Here is a 15,320-nt window from a genome sequence, read left to right as displayed (position 1 = left end):
GGTGCCTATGCCGATCGTACAGAGATATTTTGAGTTGCGTGATGTGCTGCCGCTGCAAGGGCGGCCATGGATACCGCTCCGCCACGATGCCGATGTCGTGATCGACCCACCTGAGGCCGGTATCGTCGAGCTGCGGGAATATACGGGCATCGCCACTGCCGCGATCTTCGACACCCATCGATCAGAGGGCGACAAGGTCGTCTGGAGCGACTTGGGGGTCGGCGCACACCGGGGCGGCATGGAACCGTGGGGCTATCGCGCTTCCGACCTGTTCTATGGCAGGTCCACTCAGCCGATCGGTTCCAATCTCGTGATCGACCAGTATCTCGAGGACGAACACCTTCACATCTGGCACCTGCATCCCGACCTGGTCGTGGCCCTCCGCCTTCTACGTGAAGGTGATTGCTGGTTTCGACCGGAGGAGGGCTGGGCCGAGGTCGCGCGATTGAAACGAGATGCTGAGGACCGCCCGATCCTGCTTGAGATTAGGCCGGAGTTCCTTGGTGACTACCTCAGCGCCCGCGGCATGGCCCTGTATTGTTCGAGCTATCACCAGCGGACCGCCACCACCATCGACAAGCCTGTCTACAGCTGGCCAGGCGACGCTTTCGCCGAAGTCAGGGGCAGGGACGAGCGGGAGGGTCGAACCGGACCGGGGCGCTGGCCGACCCCCAGTGATCAGTACCGCACGATGGGCGCCATGTGGCGAACGGAATGGGTCCAGCCAAGCGGGCTGAGTACACGCATCCGGGGCGACAAGGATCCCCATACCACGAGCTTCATACTGGAGAGTGACGGCACCCGCAGGTCGGGCGATGGTCTGGCTGGGGTGTCGACATGGTTATATTTCGATCCCACCGTCGTCTCCACCTTGATGCGCCATCGCGGCGCGAGCCTGCATTGGTACAGCGCGGAAACCGGAGGCCTGGGCGCCAGCACCGGTGTCCACTTCGGGGTCAACCGGCTCGGCCTGATCACGGTCTTCGCAAAAGACATCGGAGCACTCGATCCTTGGGAGCAGCGGCTGTGGAGCGCTCATAACGTAACGCCCGACGGCGGCGTGGCAGAGGAGTTGTTCGCCGCTCAGATGGATGTGACACCGGCCAGTACGATCGCACCAGAATCGCAGCTGGCCGCGGCGCTTGCGGAGATCGACGCGGCTTTCAGCGGCAAATATGGCGTCCCGCTCCTCCGCGACGACCAGGCCGTGCCTCGGCTGTTGCGCCGCGCGCACCGCTTCCAGGCGGCTGAAGCAGACGGTTTGCTGGAGCTAGCCAAGGAGGTCACTCGCCTTTTCATGGAGCGGGTCGACGTCGATGCCGTCCTTGCGCCTCTCAACCTGCCCAAACCCAAGGATGGTCGGAAGCCGGGTTCGAATAAGGCGCTGGAGAAACTCCTCGGCAGTCTAATCCCTGGGAACGACGCGAGCACGATGATGGCGCCGCTCTTCGGGATCTACGATCTTCGGCTCGCCGACGCACATCTTGGTTCGAGCAACATCGCCAGCGGCAAGGAGCGGGCAGGGGTCGATGATACCGCGCCAGCAGCGATGCAAGGCCGTCAGCTGCTGGATACCTTCGTGGCTACGCTTCGCCAGATATCGGCGGCGATCGCCTAATCGGGAAGCATATCGACGATGGTCACTTCAGCAATTTTCGATCGCTCGACCCGGAAACGGCCGATCTTGCACACGAGCTGATCGATAACGCTGACCGGCAACGCTCAGCCTTCATGTCATTTATGAGCCTTTGGATGGGCTTCAACGGCTGGATGGAATCGGTGACCGGCGCGGACCATGACGCGGCCATGATCACCGCGATTGCCGAAAACCGGCGGGCTACCGATGCCTATGAAGAGCTGATGCAGGATGACGATTTTCAACGACGCGTGATGGCCTTCTCGCAATTATGGCCGGTGCTCAACGTCCGGGACGTGCGGCAGAAGCTCGGTCGTGATGCCTTCTGGGCGCAGGACCGCGACGAGCTTTTCGACCGCCGTCGACGCGTGGGCGTCCGGATGCAACCAGTGGGCTGGACAGACGGAGATGTTCCAACCTGGCCGCAGCTCTTACGGACCATATATTGCGTTCGCTGCAACCTGTTTCACGGTGCGAAATCGCCCCAGCACGGTCGCGATCGTGACTTGGTGCGGCGATCCGGTCGTATCCTGCGGATGTTCATCGAGCGTGGTCGCTGTTTCGAGTGGACGGACTAGGGCTGCCGCCGAGCCGATGCGCGGTCTGAAAAGGTCGTCCTCGGACGGGAGCTCGACACGATCGAACTGTTGACCCAAAGACAAGGATGGCAGAACATAAGGGGAACGCTCCGAGTCTTTGTTTTTATGCCTGCCGTCGATTCCCGCCTTGCGAACATAGCCCAGCTTCGCTCCATCGCGACACCCATCGCCGAGTACCGGACGATGCCCTTCGGGGTGCCCGAGTTTGACCAGCGGCTTGCCAGCGGGGGCTTGAGAGCGGGAGCGCTCCATGAGGCGACCGCGCATTCATGCTCGCTCGTTGACGATGCGGCGGTGACCCTGTTTTTGTGCGGTATAGCCGCTCGGGAAGCTGCAATCAGCGCAGGACCGGTCCTTTGGGCAAGCTGTCGCAGCGATCTGTACGCCCCGGCGTTGTCTCAGGCGGGGTTGTCCTCAGCTGCCGTCATTCACGCCCAGCCGCGCGATGATGCTGAGTTGCTCGCGGTGGTCGAAGATGCGATCCGAGACGGTACGCCTGCTGCCATCGTTGCCGAGGCTGAGAAGGTCTCGATGGTCGCCTCCCGCCGCCTTCAGCTTGCTGCAGCTGATGCCGACCTCCCGGTCCTGCTCCTGCGACGGCGGCGGCGCCGTGATCACGATCCGTTTGGCGAGCCATCGGCTGCCTGGACTCGCTGGCGGATCGCGAGCGCCCCTTCGGAGAGGCTCGGCGTCGCCGGTGTAGGACGGCCACGCTGGACGGTCGAACTCGCGCGCCAACGAGGTGGCGAGGCTTTTTCCCTGATCGTGGAAGGCAGCGATGAGACGGGTCGTCTCCGCGTTCCTGCCGCACTTGGCCATCGAACGGCTGAGACGGCAGGAACGGTCCGCCACGCGGCCGCCTAAACGGCCGAGCCTCCAGCTACCCGTCGACGACGATCCCGGCGCTTGCTCGGTCCCGCGCGGGGGCGGATGGCGGCCGGGCGCCCGGTGGGCCCGCAGCGGAATGCTCACGCGCGCGGATGTTGAGGCACAGATCGTGACCTTGCCACGGCATGCGCAGCCGCCTGCCCGCGAGCTGGGCCGTCGATCGGAGGCCGCCCAGCATCCATTCAAAGCGCCGCCAGCGGCGAAACCGCAACAGACCGCACCTGTCGCGGAGGCGGTCGCTACCCCGCTGGCTCTCTTCGGGAAGGTTGGGCGAAGAGAAGAGATCGTCGCGGCGTGCGCTGGCGCGCAAGCGCTCGGAATCCATGTCGGCATGGCTGCCACGCACGCGCGTGCGCTTGTGTCGGACCTGGACCTTCGTCCCGCCGAGCCGGAGGCCGACGCGGCGCTGCTCGATCGGCTGGCGCTTTTCGCAGTTAGGCAATGGTCGCCGATCGCAGCGGTGTCGCCCCCCGATGGCCTGTGGATCGACCTCACCGGGTGCGAGCACCTCCATGGCGGCGAGTACCAGTTCTGCCAGAGACTGCTCGTCTTTTGCCGACGGGCGGGATTTACCGCTCGCGTGGCCGTCGCCGATACCCCCGGTGCGGCTCACGCAATCGCCCGGTTTGGCGCCGACGATCTCGCCTGCGTGACGCCGGGTGCCACCACGGTCGCGCTCTCCTCGCTGCCGATCGCAGCACTCAGGCTCGACCCAACGGCGCTCAGCGCAGCGCGGCGCTTCGGCTTCGAGAGAGTAGCTGATCTCCTGCCGGTGGCGCGCGGTCCCCTAGCGCGGCGACTAGGCTTGCCGGCCATCACCCGGCTCGATCAGGCGCTTGGCTCGACCGCGGAGCCGATCACTTCGCGCGACGATCCATCCATCCCCGTGGTGGAGCGCCGCCTTCTGGAGCCGATCGGCACCGCCGACGCGATCGAGCAGGTCATGGGCGATCTCCTGCATGATCTCGCCGAACTGCTGCAGGGGCGGGGGCTTGGCGTCCGCTCGCTCCGCCTTGCCGGCCTGCGGGTTGATGGCAGCGAACAGATCGTGGGCATCGGCACGTCGCGGCCGACACGCGAGGTGCCGCATCTTCTGCGACTGCTGAAGCTGCGCATCGAGCGCATCGACCCAGGCCTGGGTGTCGAGCGGTTTTGGCTGGCAGCGCCCCACACGGAGCCTCTCGACGCGATTGATCTAGGGGCGGTGCTCGCAGGAGACACGCTCGTCCGCGACCCAGCTCGCTTGGTGGATGTGGTCGCTGGCCGTATCGGCAGTGGCTCGGTTTTTCGGATCGCTCCCGTTGAAAGCCATGTTCCGGAACGCGCGGTAGCACGCACGAACCCTGTCCATATTCCAGGCGACTGGCCCAAATGGCAGCGTCCGGTTCGACTGTTCGCTCGACCAGAGCCGCTATGGGGCGTCGTAGCACTCCTTCCCGATCAGCCGCCCCGCCGCTTCGAATGGCGCGGCACAGCTCACCGCGTCGTCGCCGGCGACGGACCCGAACGCGTCCATGGCGAATGGTGGCGGCGCGATGCAGAGGTCTGGGCCGTCAGGGACTATTATCGGGTCGAGGACGAAGATGGCGGCCGGTACTGGCTGTTCCGGCGCGGCGATGGGATGGACGACAACACTGGCGACCTTAGCTGGTGGATCCACGGCGTCTTCGCATGAGCGCCTATGTCGAGCTTCAGGTGCTGACGCACTTTTCCTTGCTGCGCGGCGCATCGAGCCCGGAAGAGCTATTTTCAGCCGCAGCCCTGCTCGGCTATCCCGCTCTCGGGATAGGTGACATCGGCACCGTCGGAGGCGTCGTGCGCGCCTGGGAGGCGCAGAAAGCGACTGGGGTGCGATCGATAGCGGGCACACGCGTCGATTTGTCGTGCGGTCGTCGCCTCATCCTGTATCCGACCGATAGACCAGCGTGGTCGCGCGTCACCAGGCTTTTGACCGTCGGGAAGAAGCGCGCGGGGAAGGGCGGGTGCCTCCTTCATTGGCATGACCTGCAGCCGTGGTCAGCGGGCGTCATCGCGATCCTCTTGCCGCACGAGGCTGACACAGAAAATCTGAGCAGCCTTGCCGACCTGAAGGCCATTTATGGTCGCAGGGCCTACATGGCGCTGTTTCAGCGTCGCCGTCCCGACGACGCGGTGCGGATTGACGCGCTTGCCCGTCAGGCGGGCGGTGCCGGCGTCCGTGCCGTCGTGACCGGCGACGTCCTCTATCACGCGCCTGAGGCTCGCCTCCTGCAGGATGTCGTGACTGCGGTTCGCGAGAAGTGCACCGTCGACGAGCTCGGCTACCGGCGGGAGGTGAATGCCGACCGAGCGCTCAAATCACCCGACGAAATGGCCCGGCGCTTTCGCGCCTACCCCGATGCGCTGCAGGCCAGCGTCGACATCGCGCGCGCTTGCACCTTCAGTCTGGACGAACTCGCTTATCAATACCCGCACGAGCGGGTGGTCGAGGGTCTCACGGCGCAAGAAGCCCTTGAGCAGATGGCGAACGATGCGGTCGACCGGCTGTTCGATGGTGATGTGCCGCAACCTTACCGCAGCCAGATCGACCACGAACTGCGGCTGATCCGTGAACTAGGTTACGCCCCCTACTTCCTGACCGTCCATGCGATCGTGCGTGAAGCGCGACGTCGCGGCATCCTCTGCCAGGGACGCGGGTCTGCGGCGAACAGCTGCGTGTGCTTCGTGCTGGGCATCACGTCGATCGACCCGATTAAGCACGAGTTACTCTTCGAGCGCTTCGTATCGGGCGAGCGCCGCGAACCGCCGGACATTGACGTCGATTTCGAACATGAGCGCCGTGAAGAAATTATTCAGTGGATCTACGAGACCTACGGCCGTGACCGCTCCGCTCTGACAGCCGTCGTTACCCGCTATCGCGCGCGCGGCGCGGTGCGCGATGTCGGCAAGGCGATGGGCCTGCCCGAAGATCTGACCGCCTCGCTTGCAGGCTTGGTCTGGGGTTGGTCGGCCGAAGGTGTGGGCGAGAAGCAGGTCGAAGAACTCAATTTGGATCTCGGAGATCGCCGGCTGCGCCTGACGCTCGATCTCGCGCGCAAGCTGATTGGTACGCCGCGCCATATGTCCCAGCATCCCGGCGGCTTCGTCCTCACGCATGACCGTCTCGACGACCTGGTACCTATCGAACCGGCCGCGATGGACGACCGGCAGATTATTGAATGGGACAAGGATGACATCGACGCCCTGAAATTCATGAAGGTCGACGTCCTCGGCTTGGGGATGCTTGGCTGCATGAACCGCGCCTTCAACCTTCTCGAGGAAGCGAAAGGTTGCCAGATCGGCCTTGCGGACCTGCAGGATGATGACCCTGCGGTGTTCGCTATGATCCAGAAGGCCGATACGCTTGGGACCTTTCAGATCGAAAGCCGCGCGCAGATGTCAATGCTGCCGCGGATGAAGCCGCAGCGCTTCTACGATCTCGTCATACAGGTCGCGATCGTCCGGCCAGGGCCGATTCAGGGGGACATGGTGCATCCCTACCTTCGGCGGCGCGAGGGTTTGGAGAAGCCGGAATATCCCCGGCCCGAGCTGCGTGCGGTGCTGGAAAAAACGCTGGGGGTTCCGCTCTTTCAGGAACAGGCGATGAAGGTCGCTATCGTCGGCGCAGGCTTCACGGCCGCCGAGGCGGACGCTTTGCGGCGGGCTATGGCGACCTTCAAATTTACCGGCGGGGTCTCGCATTTCTCGGAGAAGCTGATCGAGGGGATGGTGGCGCGCGATTATCCGCGCGAATTTGCCGAGCGCACCTTCCGCCAGCTCGAAGGCTTCGGCTCCTACGGCTTTCCGGAGAGCCACGCCGCCTCCTTCGCGAAGATCGCCTATGCCTCGGCCTGGATGAAGCATCATCACCCTGACGTCTTTTGCGCCAGCCTGATGAACGCCCAGCCGATGGGCTTCTATGCGCCCGCGCAGATCGTTCGCGACGCACGCGATCACGGTGTGGAGGTCCGTCCGCCCTGCATCAACGCGAGCCGGTGGGACTGTACGCTGGAGCCCACGAACGGCCGCTATCTCGCGGTGCGGCTTGGACTGCGCCAGGTCCGCGGTCTTTCGAACGCAGACGGTGCGGCAATAGTCGGCGCGCGCTCGACCGCTCTGTTCGATTCTGTCGAGGACGTGTGGCGCCGATCACGGGTCCAGCGGGCGGCTATCGAGAAGCTGGCAGACGCCGACGCCTACCACGCGTTCGGCGCCGATCGTCGCCAAGGGCTCTGGAAGGTGAAGGGCCTCGGCGAGGCACCTTTGCCGCTATTTGCGGCCGCTGACCGCGAAGCGCAGACCGTGAGCGCCGAGGGCCTCGAGCCGGCCGTCACCCTGCGGCCGCTAACGGATGGTCGCGAGGTGATCGAAGATTACCGCTCGCTCCAATTGTCACTGCGCGCCCATCCTCTCACATTCGTCCGCGACGAACTGGCGCGGCGAGGCGTGACCCGTTGCGCGGATCTCGCGAGCATCCGAGACGGTCGCCATGTCGAGGTCGCCGGCATCATCCTTGTTCGACAAAAACCTGGTTCGGCAAAGGGCGTCCTCTTCATCACGATTGAAGATGAGACAGGCATCGCGAATGGCATACTCTGGCCGGACCGGTTCGAGGCGCAGCGCCGAACCGTCATGTCGGCATCGATGATCGGCATGAAGGGCAGGGTCCAGAAAGAAGGCGAGGTAATCCACGTCATCTGCGATCGGATCATCGATCACGGGGATCTGCTTCACCGAGTGGGCGAGCTGTCATTCCCGCACCGGACCGGTCGAGGCGATGGAGCTCGCCATGCCGGCGCCCCCGACCGCGGAGACAAGGGTTGGAAGCCCGAGCCACGCAACTGCTATTGGCCGCCTCACGCTGACGGCATGGATCCAAAGGAGGTCGTGCGGTTCAAGTCACACGATTTCCGCTGAGCTATGAGTGCCCTTCCGCGCCACCAGCGCGTCGTCATCGCCCTTTCCGTCCATATCCTTCGCTCCGCGACCGCACGATCCTCCGACACTCGCGTCGACGTCGTCGAGGTACGTTTGGCCTTGCGCTGCCTGCTTCAACACTGCCCGGAGCGCTGGCCTCTGGAGAATTTCTGGGACGCGGCAGCCCAGGCCAATGACATCGGTCGCTCGCAGGGTGTGACCGCTGCCTTCAATGGAATCGTCCGCCAATTGCGCCAAGCGGGACGCTACGATGAGGTGTCACCGCTCTGAAATAGTGGCCCCAAGTCGTTCCAGCCGGAAACACTTTGCCGGTTCCCGGAAAAGTCTTTCCAACCACGTGGGGGGCGCTCCCCACCACGCATGCGGTGCACGCATGCGCTCAGAATAAGCCACGGGATGCATCACCGGCCAGCGGCGATCCGGGCGCGGGTTAGAGCGTGGAGGAGATCGAGCATCTGGTGCAGCCGGGCGTCGCCTTCCTCGCTGGACCATGGCTCGACGAGATTGCCATGCATCACCGAGTTGCGAATCTCGTACCAAGTCTGCACGTGCGCCGCCTCCAGCGTGCCCGCCTTGCCGAGTTGGCGCATGAAGGCGACGACGCTGCGCTTGCTCACCATCCCAAGGTTGGAGAGCATTCGGCCGCGCAAGGCGGGGTCGTCCTTCCACGCCTCGATCTGCTTTTTCATTGACGCAAGAAGTTCATCGGAGAATTCTGGCCGTCTGTCGTCCTCGGTCATCAACTCGTTCGCCAGTGCCTCAGCCGCGCCGGCGAGCGTCAGCGTGAGCACCCAGCGCGAACCGAGCTGGGCTTCGGCGAGCTCATCGTAATAACGTGTCAGCGGATTCGCTTCGAAAGATCCGACCTTGACGATGAACGTAAGAATGTCGGCGTAGAGCTTCCAAAAGGCTTCCGCCCGTCCGTGTTCGATCGCGAAGGGCTGCAGCAAGCCGATCGCAGACGGCTCCCGATGGCGCGGCGATGGCCGCAGCCACACATGCGCAGTGCCGTCACCGAGGTTGCGCGCGACCATGCGCGGATAGACCGGCACGCCGAGCAGGATACGCAGCGGCTCTGTCAGCCAATTCTCCAAGAACGGATGAGAGAGAACCCCGCCCGCGTCGGCAGTGATCCACAACGCCTGGCCTGACGGCTCATACGAAAAGGTGATGCTAGTCCCGAGGACCTCAATCACGTGTTGGCCCGGCCCGCGGCTCGCCAAGATACGGCGCTCGCCGATGAATGCCGTGGTTGTCAGCGGCTCGCTCATCGGCAGGTCGATTGGCGGCACGAGCAACAGCTCGACATTGCTCCGCTTCGATACCCAGTAGCCTTTAGCCAGCGCGTGCAGTGCGTCGATTTCGCCGCTCAGCGGCCACCCGTTATTGTGGTCGGCGAAGAAGTCCACCTGGGTATAGCCGCCCACCCATTCGACCCCGCGATAGTCCGTCGCAAACAAGCGGAGGAGGTCACGGGCGTCATACGGCTGCGACTTCTGCCGGTTGAACACCTCCAGTGCCTGCCGCAAATCTACCGAAGGCGCCGCATGCATATAGAACCGCATCTTGGTCGTGCTGACGATTTCGATGCGACCCGAACCCTTGAAGATCGCGCCTTCCTCGTCGCGCCCGAACAACGTCATTTGCGGGCACTCGATCGTTCGCGGCAGACCCGACAACATCTGTCGCCAGCTGTCGAGTGTATGGAGATCACGCTCGCTGGTTTCTTGGAGCGCGGCGGTCTCGGCCGGCTCCTCAACACGTAGCGCGTTGGCTATCCAATTGCGTAAGTTGTTTAAGAGCCGCATCCTCATCACCCTCTAGCCGCGCCCCGCCGTCAAAAATCCGTACCGCTCGCGGCACTTTACCTCGCTCGGTGAAGTGCCACGAGCGGTTAAAGTCTTTGTGGCCCTCCTGTGCGGGATTCACTTTGCCGGCACTCTGTGCTTGTAATGTTCCATGTTTCAGCCCGATCTCTTTTCCCTTGAGGACTGTGCTCGGCCGGTGAAAGCCGGAGAGCCTACGCGCCCGCTTGACCTACCGGCCATTCTGGAGCGGCTGACGATCGTATGCGAGCGACCGCGTTACAGCTTCATGGTGCTCAACTTGATCGCCCAGGCGAGTGCTCAGACGGGATCGGCGGGACCGTACATCCGCGAGGGTGACCGCCGGATTCCCGTCCGGGATTGGCTATGCGACGCACTGGTTCCCGTCGCTCAGCGCGACCCCCGTCGTCTCGCGATCGCAGACAAGGTGCGACAAGACCTTGAGGCTAAGTGTGCCCTTCCGGTCGATCCGGTGGCGGCAAACAGGATCGTCGACGCTCAGGTCCGCAAGCGGGTTCGTCAGTCCGGCCGCACAAATGTCAGCCGCGCCGTTTCCGAGTTGGTTCGCGCCGGCTTCGTCAGGCGGCATTATCAGGGCTACCGGGTGGATCACCAAAATCGGGGCGCCCAGCGGCAAGCGGTTTACACGATCACCGAGGAAGCACGTCGGGCACTTCACGCCGGTCGGTGAAACACCCTCAATTACGGTTAAGGCCCAGCTCCCGGCTTTGTAGCTTCGCTTTCCAAAGCTGCTCTGCAGCGATGATCTCCTCGACGGTGGCGCTTGATCCGCTCACTTCGAGAATGCTGGCCTGATAGTCGCTCGGGTCGCGACTTTTCAGACCCAGATTGCCGCCATGGCCATCTCGGATGTAGGTGAGCCAGCGGCCGAAGAAACCGCTCTCGCCTGTGGCCGAACCAACATATTGCTCGCGCGTGCGCGGGCAGGTCAGAAGGTAAACGCCCCGCGCCGCGGTAAGCGCGGCGATCCAGCCCTTTGGCAGTGCTTCCAGCGACGAGAGGTTGCCGATGAACCGCACATAACCTGGGAACGCTTCCTCCTGAAACGTGCGGCTCAATTCGAGTATAGCCTTCGCCTGGCTACCGGCACGCTGGATCCAACTCCGGGTTCCTGCGCCCCAGTCGATGGTCAAACGGCCGCTCATGTCCTCCAACGCGAATACGGAGGTTTGCGCATAGAGATCGAGCGGCCGGGTGCCGCCTTCGGTTGCGAGCTTGTGACGCAGCGGGTCGACAATGTCGTCGGGCGCACTCCCGATGAGCGAGATTTCGTAAAGTCCCACGAACAGGGTGGCTGCCGCGGGCGTCACGACGAAGCTCGCCCAATATCTTGCGGAAAGACGAGCGCGGTTCTGGCTCGTCTGAAGGCTTTGATACACGAGGAAGCCCGCCCGATCGTCGCGCCAGAGCGAATAAGGCGTCCGGCCCGCAGAATGCGTTTGATGCCGCAGGAGACGAACGGAATCAGGGCTTATGCCCGCTTCGTCGAGGACCGCGTTGAAAGTCAGCGCCATATGTTCATAGTCTGCTTCTTGCCGGAATCTGCGGATGCTTGTGGAGCAGGGTGGTGGCGGCTTCAATGAGCCGATGCCGACGGCTCCGACCGACGGACAAAAAGATGAGCCTTGCGACCTACCGCCTGTCCGATGACCTCGCGCGACGACGAATGCTCTATCCCTCGACGATCATCTCAGCGCCAAGCGTTCTCTTGGTCGATGTGCCCGTACCGCTGCGCGGCGACGGTCTCGGGCTCGGACGCTATTACGCGATGATTTTGGAGACCAGCCACGAACAAGCGGAAGCGGAACGCCTTCTGAACCTTCCCCGTCCGGGGCCCGTGGCTCCAGACTTTTTCGATCACCGTCCATCGGCCCTGGTCTCGGACAATGTGCTGATTTCTCGCTATGAGCCACCCACCACCGGCTGGCCCTGGCTCATCGTCTGTCGCTGGCCGGACAGCTACGTCTCGCTAGTTCAGGATATACCAGGCTGCAGCATGGCGCGTGGGCGTTACACGACGGAGATGTTCACCACCGCAGACGACGCCGAGGCTCACAGCGTTTTGCTGCTCGAGCAGCTTGCTGGACATGGCGAGCTTGCGGTCCGGATGATCAGCGCCGAGACGCTCGCTCCCGCCGGCACCGCCTAAAAAGCTAGCGCGACCCGTGCGAGCCAACCGGATCAAACGATGAAGTCGGCGAAGGCGGGTGCGACATGGTCGTTCCAAACCTCATCACCCCGAAGTTTCTCGCCCGCGCCGTTTATCTGCTCCAGCCCGACATCGCTGATCCGCACGCCAGCGGGGACGTAGCGGAGTACCAGTTCGCCATAGCGGATCTCACTGCTTGGGAAATTGCGACTGAAATCCTTCAGGTTTGGGACCAGGCGGTGATGGAGTTGGCTGTCTTCTCGTCCTTCATCACGAGCGATCCGGGCGCGAAGCTGAGCGGAAACGACGTCGTCGACGGTCGGCTTCACCATCGTCGTATGCTCTACCGCAACAATGGCTGGGGTGTAGCTGTTCATTGGGTCGCCGACAGGATTTTGCAGCCGGATCGTTCCGTCGACGATCACGAAAGGCGGCGCAACGACCCATGCGTGGCCCAGTTCGGCACCAGGGAAATCGGAGAGGTCACACATCGACTGTCCGCGCCAAAGATCTTCGCTGGCTACTTCGGCAATCATCGAGCCTTTCAGCCCGAAACTCCAGACACCGAGCCGATCGAGGATACGCTGCATCATCGACGAGACATGAACACAGCTACGCTGCATATCCTCACGTTCGAACAGATCCGCCAGGAATTCGGCGAGCCGGGGGACGATCGCACGGACGCGCTCATCATATTCGGCGGTGCGCGGGCGGGATTGCACCCACAAGGCGTATTGATCGAGGAAGGTGCCGTCGCGACCTTCCTCCGCCGCAAAGGCCGGCTGATCGAAAAAGCCAAACTGGGTGGTGTCGATGCCGAGCCCCCGCAGCCGAGCATCAATTTCCGCGTGAACTCCTGCACGCGCGGCTGCTCGCTGCTTCGCCTGCCCCATTCGACATCACTCCCTATGTTTCAACGGTTTAGCTTCCGCGCCGCGCTTCGGCGATGACAGAGGCCTGCACCATAGGCATATAGCAAGGGAACATCATCAGCGGAGTAGCCCCACCAAGCATGCCGAAGGTCAATCCTCAGATCCTGTCATGGGCGCGCGAGAGCGCGGGCCTGACGCTTGAGGATGCCGCCAAAGGGATCGGTCTTGGCGGTGAAAGCGCCGCTGCACGCCTGGCGGAGATGGAGGCGGGCGATCGCGAGCCCAGCCGCCCCCAATTGCTCAAAATGGCGGATCGCTATCGTCGTCCATTGCTCACGTTCTACCTACCCGAACCACCGGCAGCGCCCCCCCGAACCCATGACTTTCGGACGCTTCCGGATCGGGAGGCCGGAGCGGAGGCGACCGTCGGTGCGCTGGTCCGTGACGTTCGCACCCGCCAGTCCCTTGTTCGTGGTGCATTAGAAGACGCCGAAGAGGCTGAAATCCGGACGTTCGTCGGGTCCATTGACCCACGGGCGGGTGCGGATGCCCTTGCTCAGGCGATGGGTGAACTGCTGAACCTTGATCGAGGGGGTTACCGCCAGGCCCGGACGATCGAGCAAGCCTTCCGGATCTTGCGCGATGCGGTTGAGGCTGCGGGCGTCTATGTGCTGCTCATCGGCAATCTCGGCCACTGGACGAGCAATCTCAGCCCAGGTGTTTTCCGGGGAATGGCTCTCGCGGACGAGGTCGCGCCGTTCATCGTCGTCAATGAAACGGACTCCAAGGCAGCTTGGCCGTTCACGCTTCTTCATGAGCTCGGCCACATCCTTTTGGGGCAGAGCGGTATCAGCGGATATGACAGCGAACAGGTGATCGAGCGGCTGTGCGATGACGCGGCGGCGAAATTCCTTCTTGGCCGCGAGGAGCTGCAGGAGCTCGCCGGTGTCGCCGACCTAGACGGATTGATCGACCAAATCGGCGTCTTTGCAAACGCTCGCAAAGTCAGCCGCAAGATGGTCGCCTACAACCTCTTACGGGAGCGCCTCATCGATGCGGCCATGTACCGGCAGCTCGCCGCCCGGTTCGATGAGGACCGTCTCGAGTTTCCGCGAAAGCCAGCGAAAGGCGCGCCTGACTATTATGTCGTAAGGCGCCACCGGGTTGGACAGGGTCTCCTCGCGCTTGTCGATCGGATGGTCGCGGGTGGCGCCTTGACGACGACCAAGGCGGGCAAGGTGCTCGGCGTAAAACCCACGGCGATCGGTCGCATGACCGAACAGATGGCATAGCGGGGGTCGCTTGCTCTACCTGCTCGATGCCGACACGCTCATAACAGGAGATCGCAGAGCCTATCCGCTCCGGCGTTTTCCCGTGTTTTGGGAGTGGTTGCGACACCAAGGCACCCTCGGCAACGTCAAAATTCCATTGGAGCAATTCGAGGAGGTCACCTCCGGTCGGGGCGACATCGTGGACTGGCTCTGCACCGAAGAATGCCGCGCGGCGCTGATCCTGGCCGAGGATCTCGACCCCGCGCTGGTCGCCGATACAACCCTGCAAGGCTATGGTCCCCTCGACGAGAACGGCGTCGAGCTAGTCGGGCGCGATCCCTTTCTGGTGGCCTACGGACGCGTCGAGCCGGGCGAACGCACGGTCGTAAGCTTCGAGGTATCGAAACCCGGCAAGCAGGGTGCCAACCGGAAGGTGCCTGATGTCTGTCGTGACTTCGGGGTCCCGTGCTGCTCTCTTTTCGACATGATCGAGGCTCTCGACTTCACGACCGCCTGGCAACAGCCGTAAGGCGCGATTGCGCTCGGCGTCGCATCGCGCGACCAGCCAAGAAGAGGTGCAGCCTGTCCCGGCCGTCGTCGGTAATCCGGTCCCAGATGTGCTTGGTGGTCCAACCTGAAAACATCACGTAGAGCGCAATGTAGAACGTCAGCAGCACAGGGACCTGCCCCGGAAGTTTCGGCGCCTCACGCCCCACCACGGCACCCATGAATGCGACGAAGAGATAAAGTCCGATACTCATCAGGAAGATAACGAGGCTGCGTGTGCCGGAGCTGTAGCCCTTGATCGCGGCCTTCAGGATAATGCTTGCCGCGGTCCCCAGCACCATGATGCACACATATCCGGCCATAAATACCAGGACGGTCGCATATGGCAGGACGGCACTTGGTAGATGGCTCGATGCCGTCGGCGAGCGCAACCACAGATACAGCAGAGCCATGGGCGTCAGGAGCTGAACGATAATGGCCAATCCGGCTGCGCCCCACCCAAGCAGGAAGGTGCGGCGCGCGTATCGCCTGGCTCGCGCGATGCGCCGGCGGACTGGCCGACGCACCAGGACCATTTTTTCGCTACCCCAACCGC

The 15,320-nt window shown here is 63.2% G+C and carries 13 protein-coding genes; 9 read left to right on the top strand and 4 right to left on the bottom strand.

Going from position 1 to position 15,320, the window contains the following annotated elements; all coding sequences use genetic code 11:
* Nucleotides 1-7: 7 nt before the first annotated feature.
* The 5 genes from L8F96_RS13500 (at nt 8) to L8F96_RS13480 (ending at nt 8,058) form a co-directional block, all read left to right on the top strand.
* Complete coding sequence (locus L8F96_RS13500; RefSeq protein WP_046408812.1) at nt 8-1,618, top strand: hypothetical protein; 1,611 nt, start codon at nt 8-10, stop codon at nt 1,616-1,618.
* Nucleotides 1,619-1,752: 134 nt separating this feature from the next.
* Nucleotides 1,753-2,214: a hypothetical protein gene (locus L8F96_RS13495; RefSeq protein ID WP_205499273.1), complete on the top strand. Its 462-nt coding sequence runs from the start codon at nt 1,753-1,755 to the stop codon at nt 2,212-2,214.
* 126 nt (nt 2,215-2,340) lie between these two features.
* Nucleotides 2,341-3,099, top strand: a complete 759-nt coding sequence (locus L8F96_RS13490) for an ImuA family protein (protein ID WP_231621901.1) — start codon at nt 2,341-2,343, stop codon at nt 3,097-3,099.
* Nucleotides 3,100-3,370: 271 nt separating this feature from the next.
* Nucleotides 3,371-4,798: a Y-family DNA polymerase gene (locus L8F96_RS13485; protein ID WP_046408811.1), complete on the top strand. Its 1,428-nt coding sequence runs from the start codon at nt 3,371-3,373 to the stop codon at nt 4,796-4,798.
* Nucleotides 4,795-8,058, top strand: a complete 3,264-nt coding sequence (locus tag L8F96_RS13480; RefSeq protein ID WP_046408768.1) for an error-prone DNA polymerase — start codon at nt 4,795-4,797, stop codon at nt 8,056-8,058. The genes L8F96_RS13485 and L8F96_RS13480 overlap by 4 nt, the downstream gene beginning before the upstream one ends.
* 422 nt (nt 8,059-8,480) lie before the next feature.
* Here L8F96_RS13480 and L8F96_RS13475 read toward each other — a convergent pair whose 3' ends face one another.
* Nucleotides 8,481-9,887 carry a hypothetical protein gene (locus tag L8F96_RS13475; protein ID WP_205499285.1) on the bottom strand — a complete coding sequence of 469 codons (1,407 nt, stop codon included), beginning with the start codon at nt 9,885-9,887 and terminating at the stop codon, nt 8,481-8,483.
* A gap of 151 nt (nt 9,888-10,038) precedes the next feature.
* Here L8F96_RS13475 and L8F96_RS13470 point away from each other — a divergent pair, with 151 nt between their 5' ends.
* On the top strand, nt 10,039-10,596 hold the full coding sequence (locus tag L8F96_RS13470; RefSeq protein ID WP_046408764.1) for a hypothetical protein: 558 nt from the start codon (nt 10,039-10,041) through the stop codon (nt 10,594-10,596).
* Between the two features lie 7 nt (nt 10,597-10,603).
* Here the strand turns inward: L8F96_RS13470 and L8F96_RS13465 are convergent, their stop codons facing one another.
* On the bottom strand, nt 10,604-11,440 hold the full coding sequence (locus L8F96_RS13465; protein ID WP_046408763.1) for a GIY-YIG nuclease family protein: 837 nt from the start codon (nt 11,438-11,440) through the stop codon (nt 10,604-10,606).
* A 104-nt stretch (nt 11,441-11,544) separates the two neighbouring features.
* Between L8F96_RS13465 and L8F96_RS13460 the strand changes: the two genes are divergently transcribed.
* Complete coding sequence (locus tag L8F96_RS13460) at nt 11,545-12,075, top strand: hypothetical protein (RefSeq protein WP_052742499.1); 531 nt, start codon at nt 11,545-11,547, stop codon at nt 12,073-12,075.
* 32 nt (nt 12,076-12,107) lie between these two features.
* Here the strand turns inward: L8F96_RS13460 and L8F96_RS13455 are convergent, their stop codons facing one another.
* Complete coding sequence (locus L8F96_RS13455) at nt 12,108-12,968, bottom strand: hypothetical protein (RefSeq protein WP_052742498.1); 861 nt, start codon at nt 12,966-12,968, stop codon at nt 12,108-12,110.
* A 119-nt stretch (nt 12,969-13,087) separates the two neighbouring features.
* On the opposite strand from L8F96_RS13455, the gene L8F96_RS13450 reads away from it, so the two are divergent.
* Both L8F96_RS13450 and L8F96_RS13445 read left to right on the top strand, forming a co-directional pair.
* A complete protein-coding gene (locus L8F96_RS13450) occupies nt 13,088-14,239 on the top strand; it encodes an ImmA/IrrE family metallo-endopeptidase (RefSeq protein WP_046408762.1) in 1,152 nt (383 codons plus the stop codon).
* A 10-nt stretch (nt 14,240-14,249) separates the two neighbouring features.
* A complete protein-coding gene (locus tag L8F96_RS13445; RefSeq protein WP_046408761.1) occupies nt 14,250-14,747 on the top strand; it encodes a DUF4411 family protein in 498 nt (165 codons plus the stop codon).
* Here the strand turns inward: L8F96_RS13445 and L8F96_RS13440 are convergent.
* Nucleotides 14,722-15,207, bottom strand: coding sequence for a hypothetical protein (locus tag L8F96_RS13440; RefSeq protein ID WP_046408760.1), 486 nt, complete (start codon nt 15,205-15,207; stop codon nt 14,722-14,724). The two genes, L8F96_RS13445 and L8F96_RS13440, sit on opposite strands and share 26 nt — an antisense overlap.
* Nucleotides 15,208-15,320: the final 113 nt, after the last annotated feature.

Source organism: Sphingomonas panaciterrae (assembly GCF_036890205.1).
In the GTDB taxonomy this organism is placed as follows: Bacteria; Pseudomonadota; Alphaproteobacteria; order Sphingomonadales; family Sphingomonadaceae; genus Sphingomonas; species Sphingomonas panaciterrae.
This window is presented reverse-complemented; position numbering and strand designations above follow the sequence as displayed.

What these genes read in the sequence shown, in the direction of transcription:
- L8F96_RS13500 (WP_046408812.1), top strand. Translation starts at nt 8, where the DNA reads ATGCCGATCGTACAGAGATATTTTGAGTTGCGTGATGTGCTGCCGCTG.
- L8F96_RS13495 (WP_205499273.1), top strand. Translation starts at nt 1,753, where the DNA reads ATGGGCTTCAACGGCTGGATGGAATCGGTGACCGGCGCGGACCATGAC.
- L8F96_RS13490 (WP_231621901.1), top strand. Translation starts at nt 2,341, where the DNA reads ATGCCTGCCGTCGATTCCCGCCTTGCGAACATAGCCCAGCTTCGCTCC.
- L8F96_RS13480 (WP_046408768.1), top strand. Translation starts at nt 4,795, where the DNA reads ATGAGCGCCTATGTCGAGCTTCAGGTGCTGACGCACTTTTCCTTGCTG.
- L8F96_RS13475 (WP_205499285.1), bottom strand. Translation starts at nt 9,887, where the DNA reads ATGCGGCTCTTAAACAACTTACGCAATTGGATAGCCAACGCGCTACGT.
- L8F96_RS13470 (WP_046408764.1), top strand. Translation starts at nt 10,039, where the DNA reads ATGTTTCAGCCCGATCTCTTTTCCCTTGAGGACTGTGCTCGGCCGGTG.
- L8F96_RS13465 (WP_046408763.1), bottom strand. Translation starts at nt 11,440, where the DNA reads ATGGCGCTGACTTTCAACGCGGTCCTCGACGAAGCGGGCATAAGCCCT.
- L8F96_RS13460 (WP_052742499.1), top strand. Translation starts at nt 11,545, where the DNA reads ATGAGCCTTGCGACCTACCGCCTGTCCGATGACCTCGCGCGACGACGA.
- L8F96_RS13455 (WP_052742498.1), bottom strand. Translation starts at nt 12,968, where the DNA reads ATGGGGCAGGCGAAGCAGCGAGCAGCCGCGCGTGCAGGAGTTCACGCG.
- L8F96_RS13450 (WP_046408762.1), top strand. Translation starts at nt 13,088, where the DNA reads ATGCCGAAGGTCAATCCTCAGATCCTGTCATGGGCGCGCGAGAGCGCG.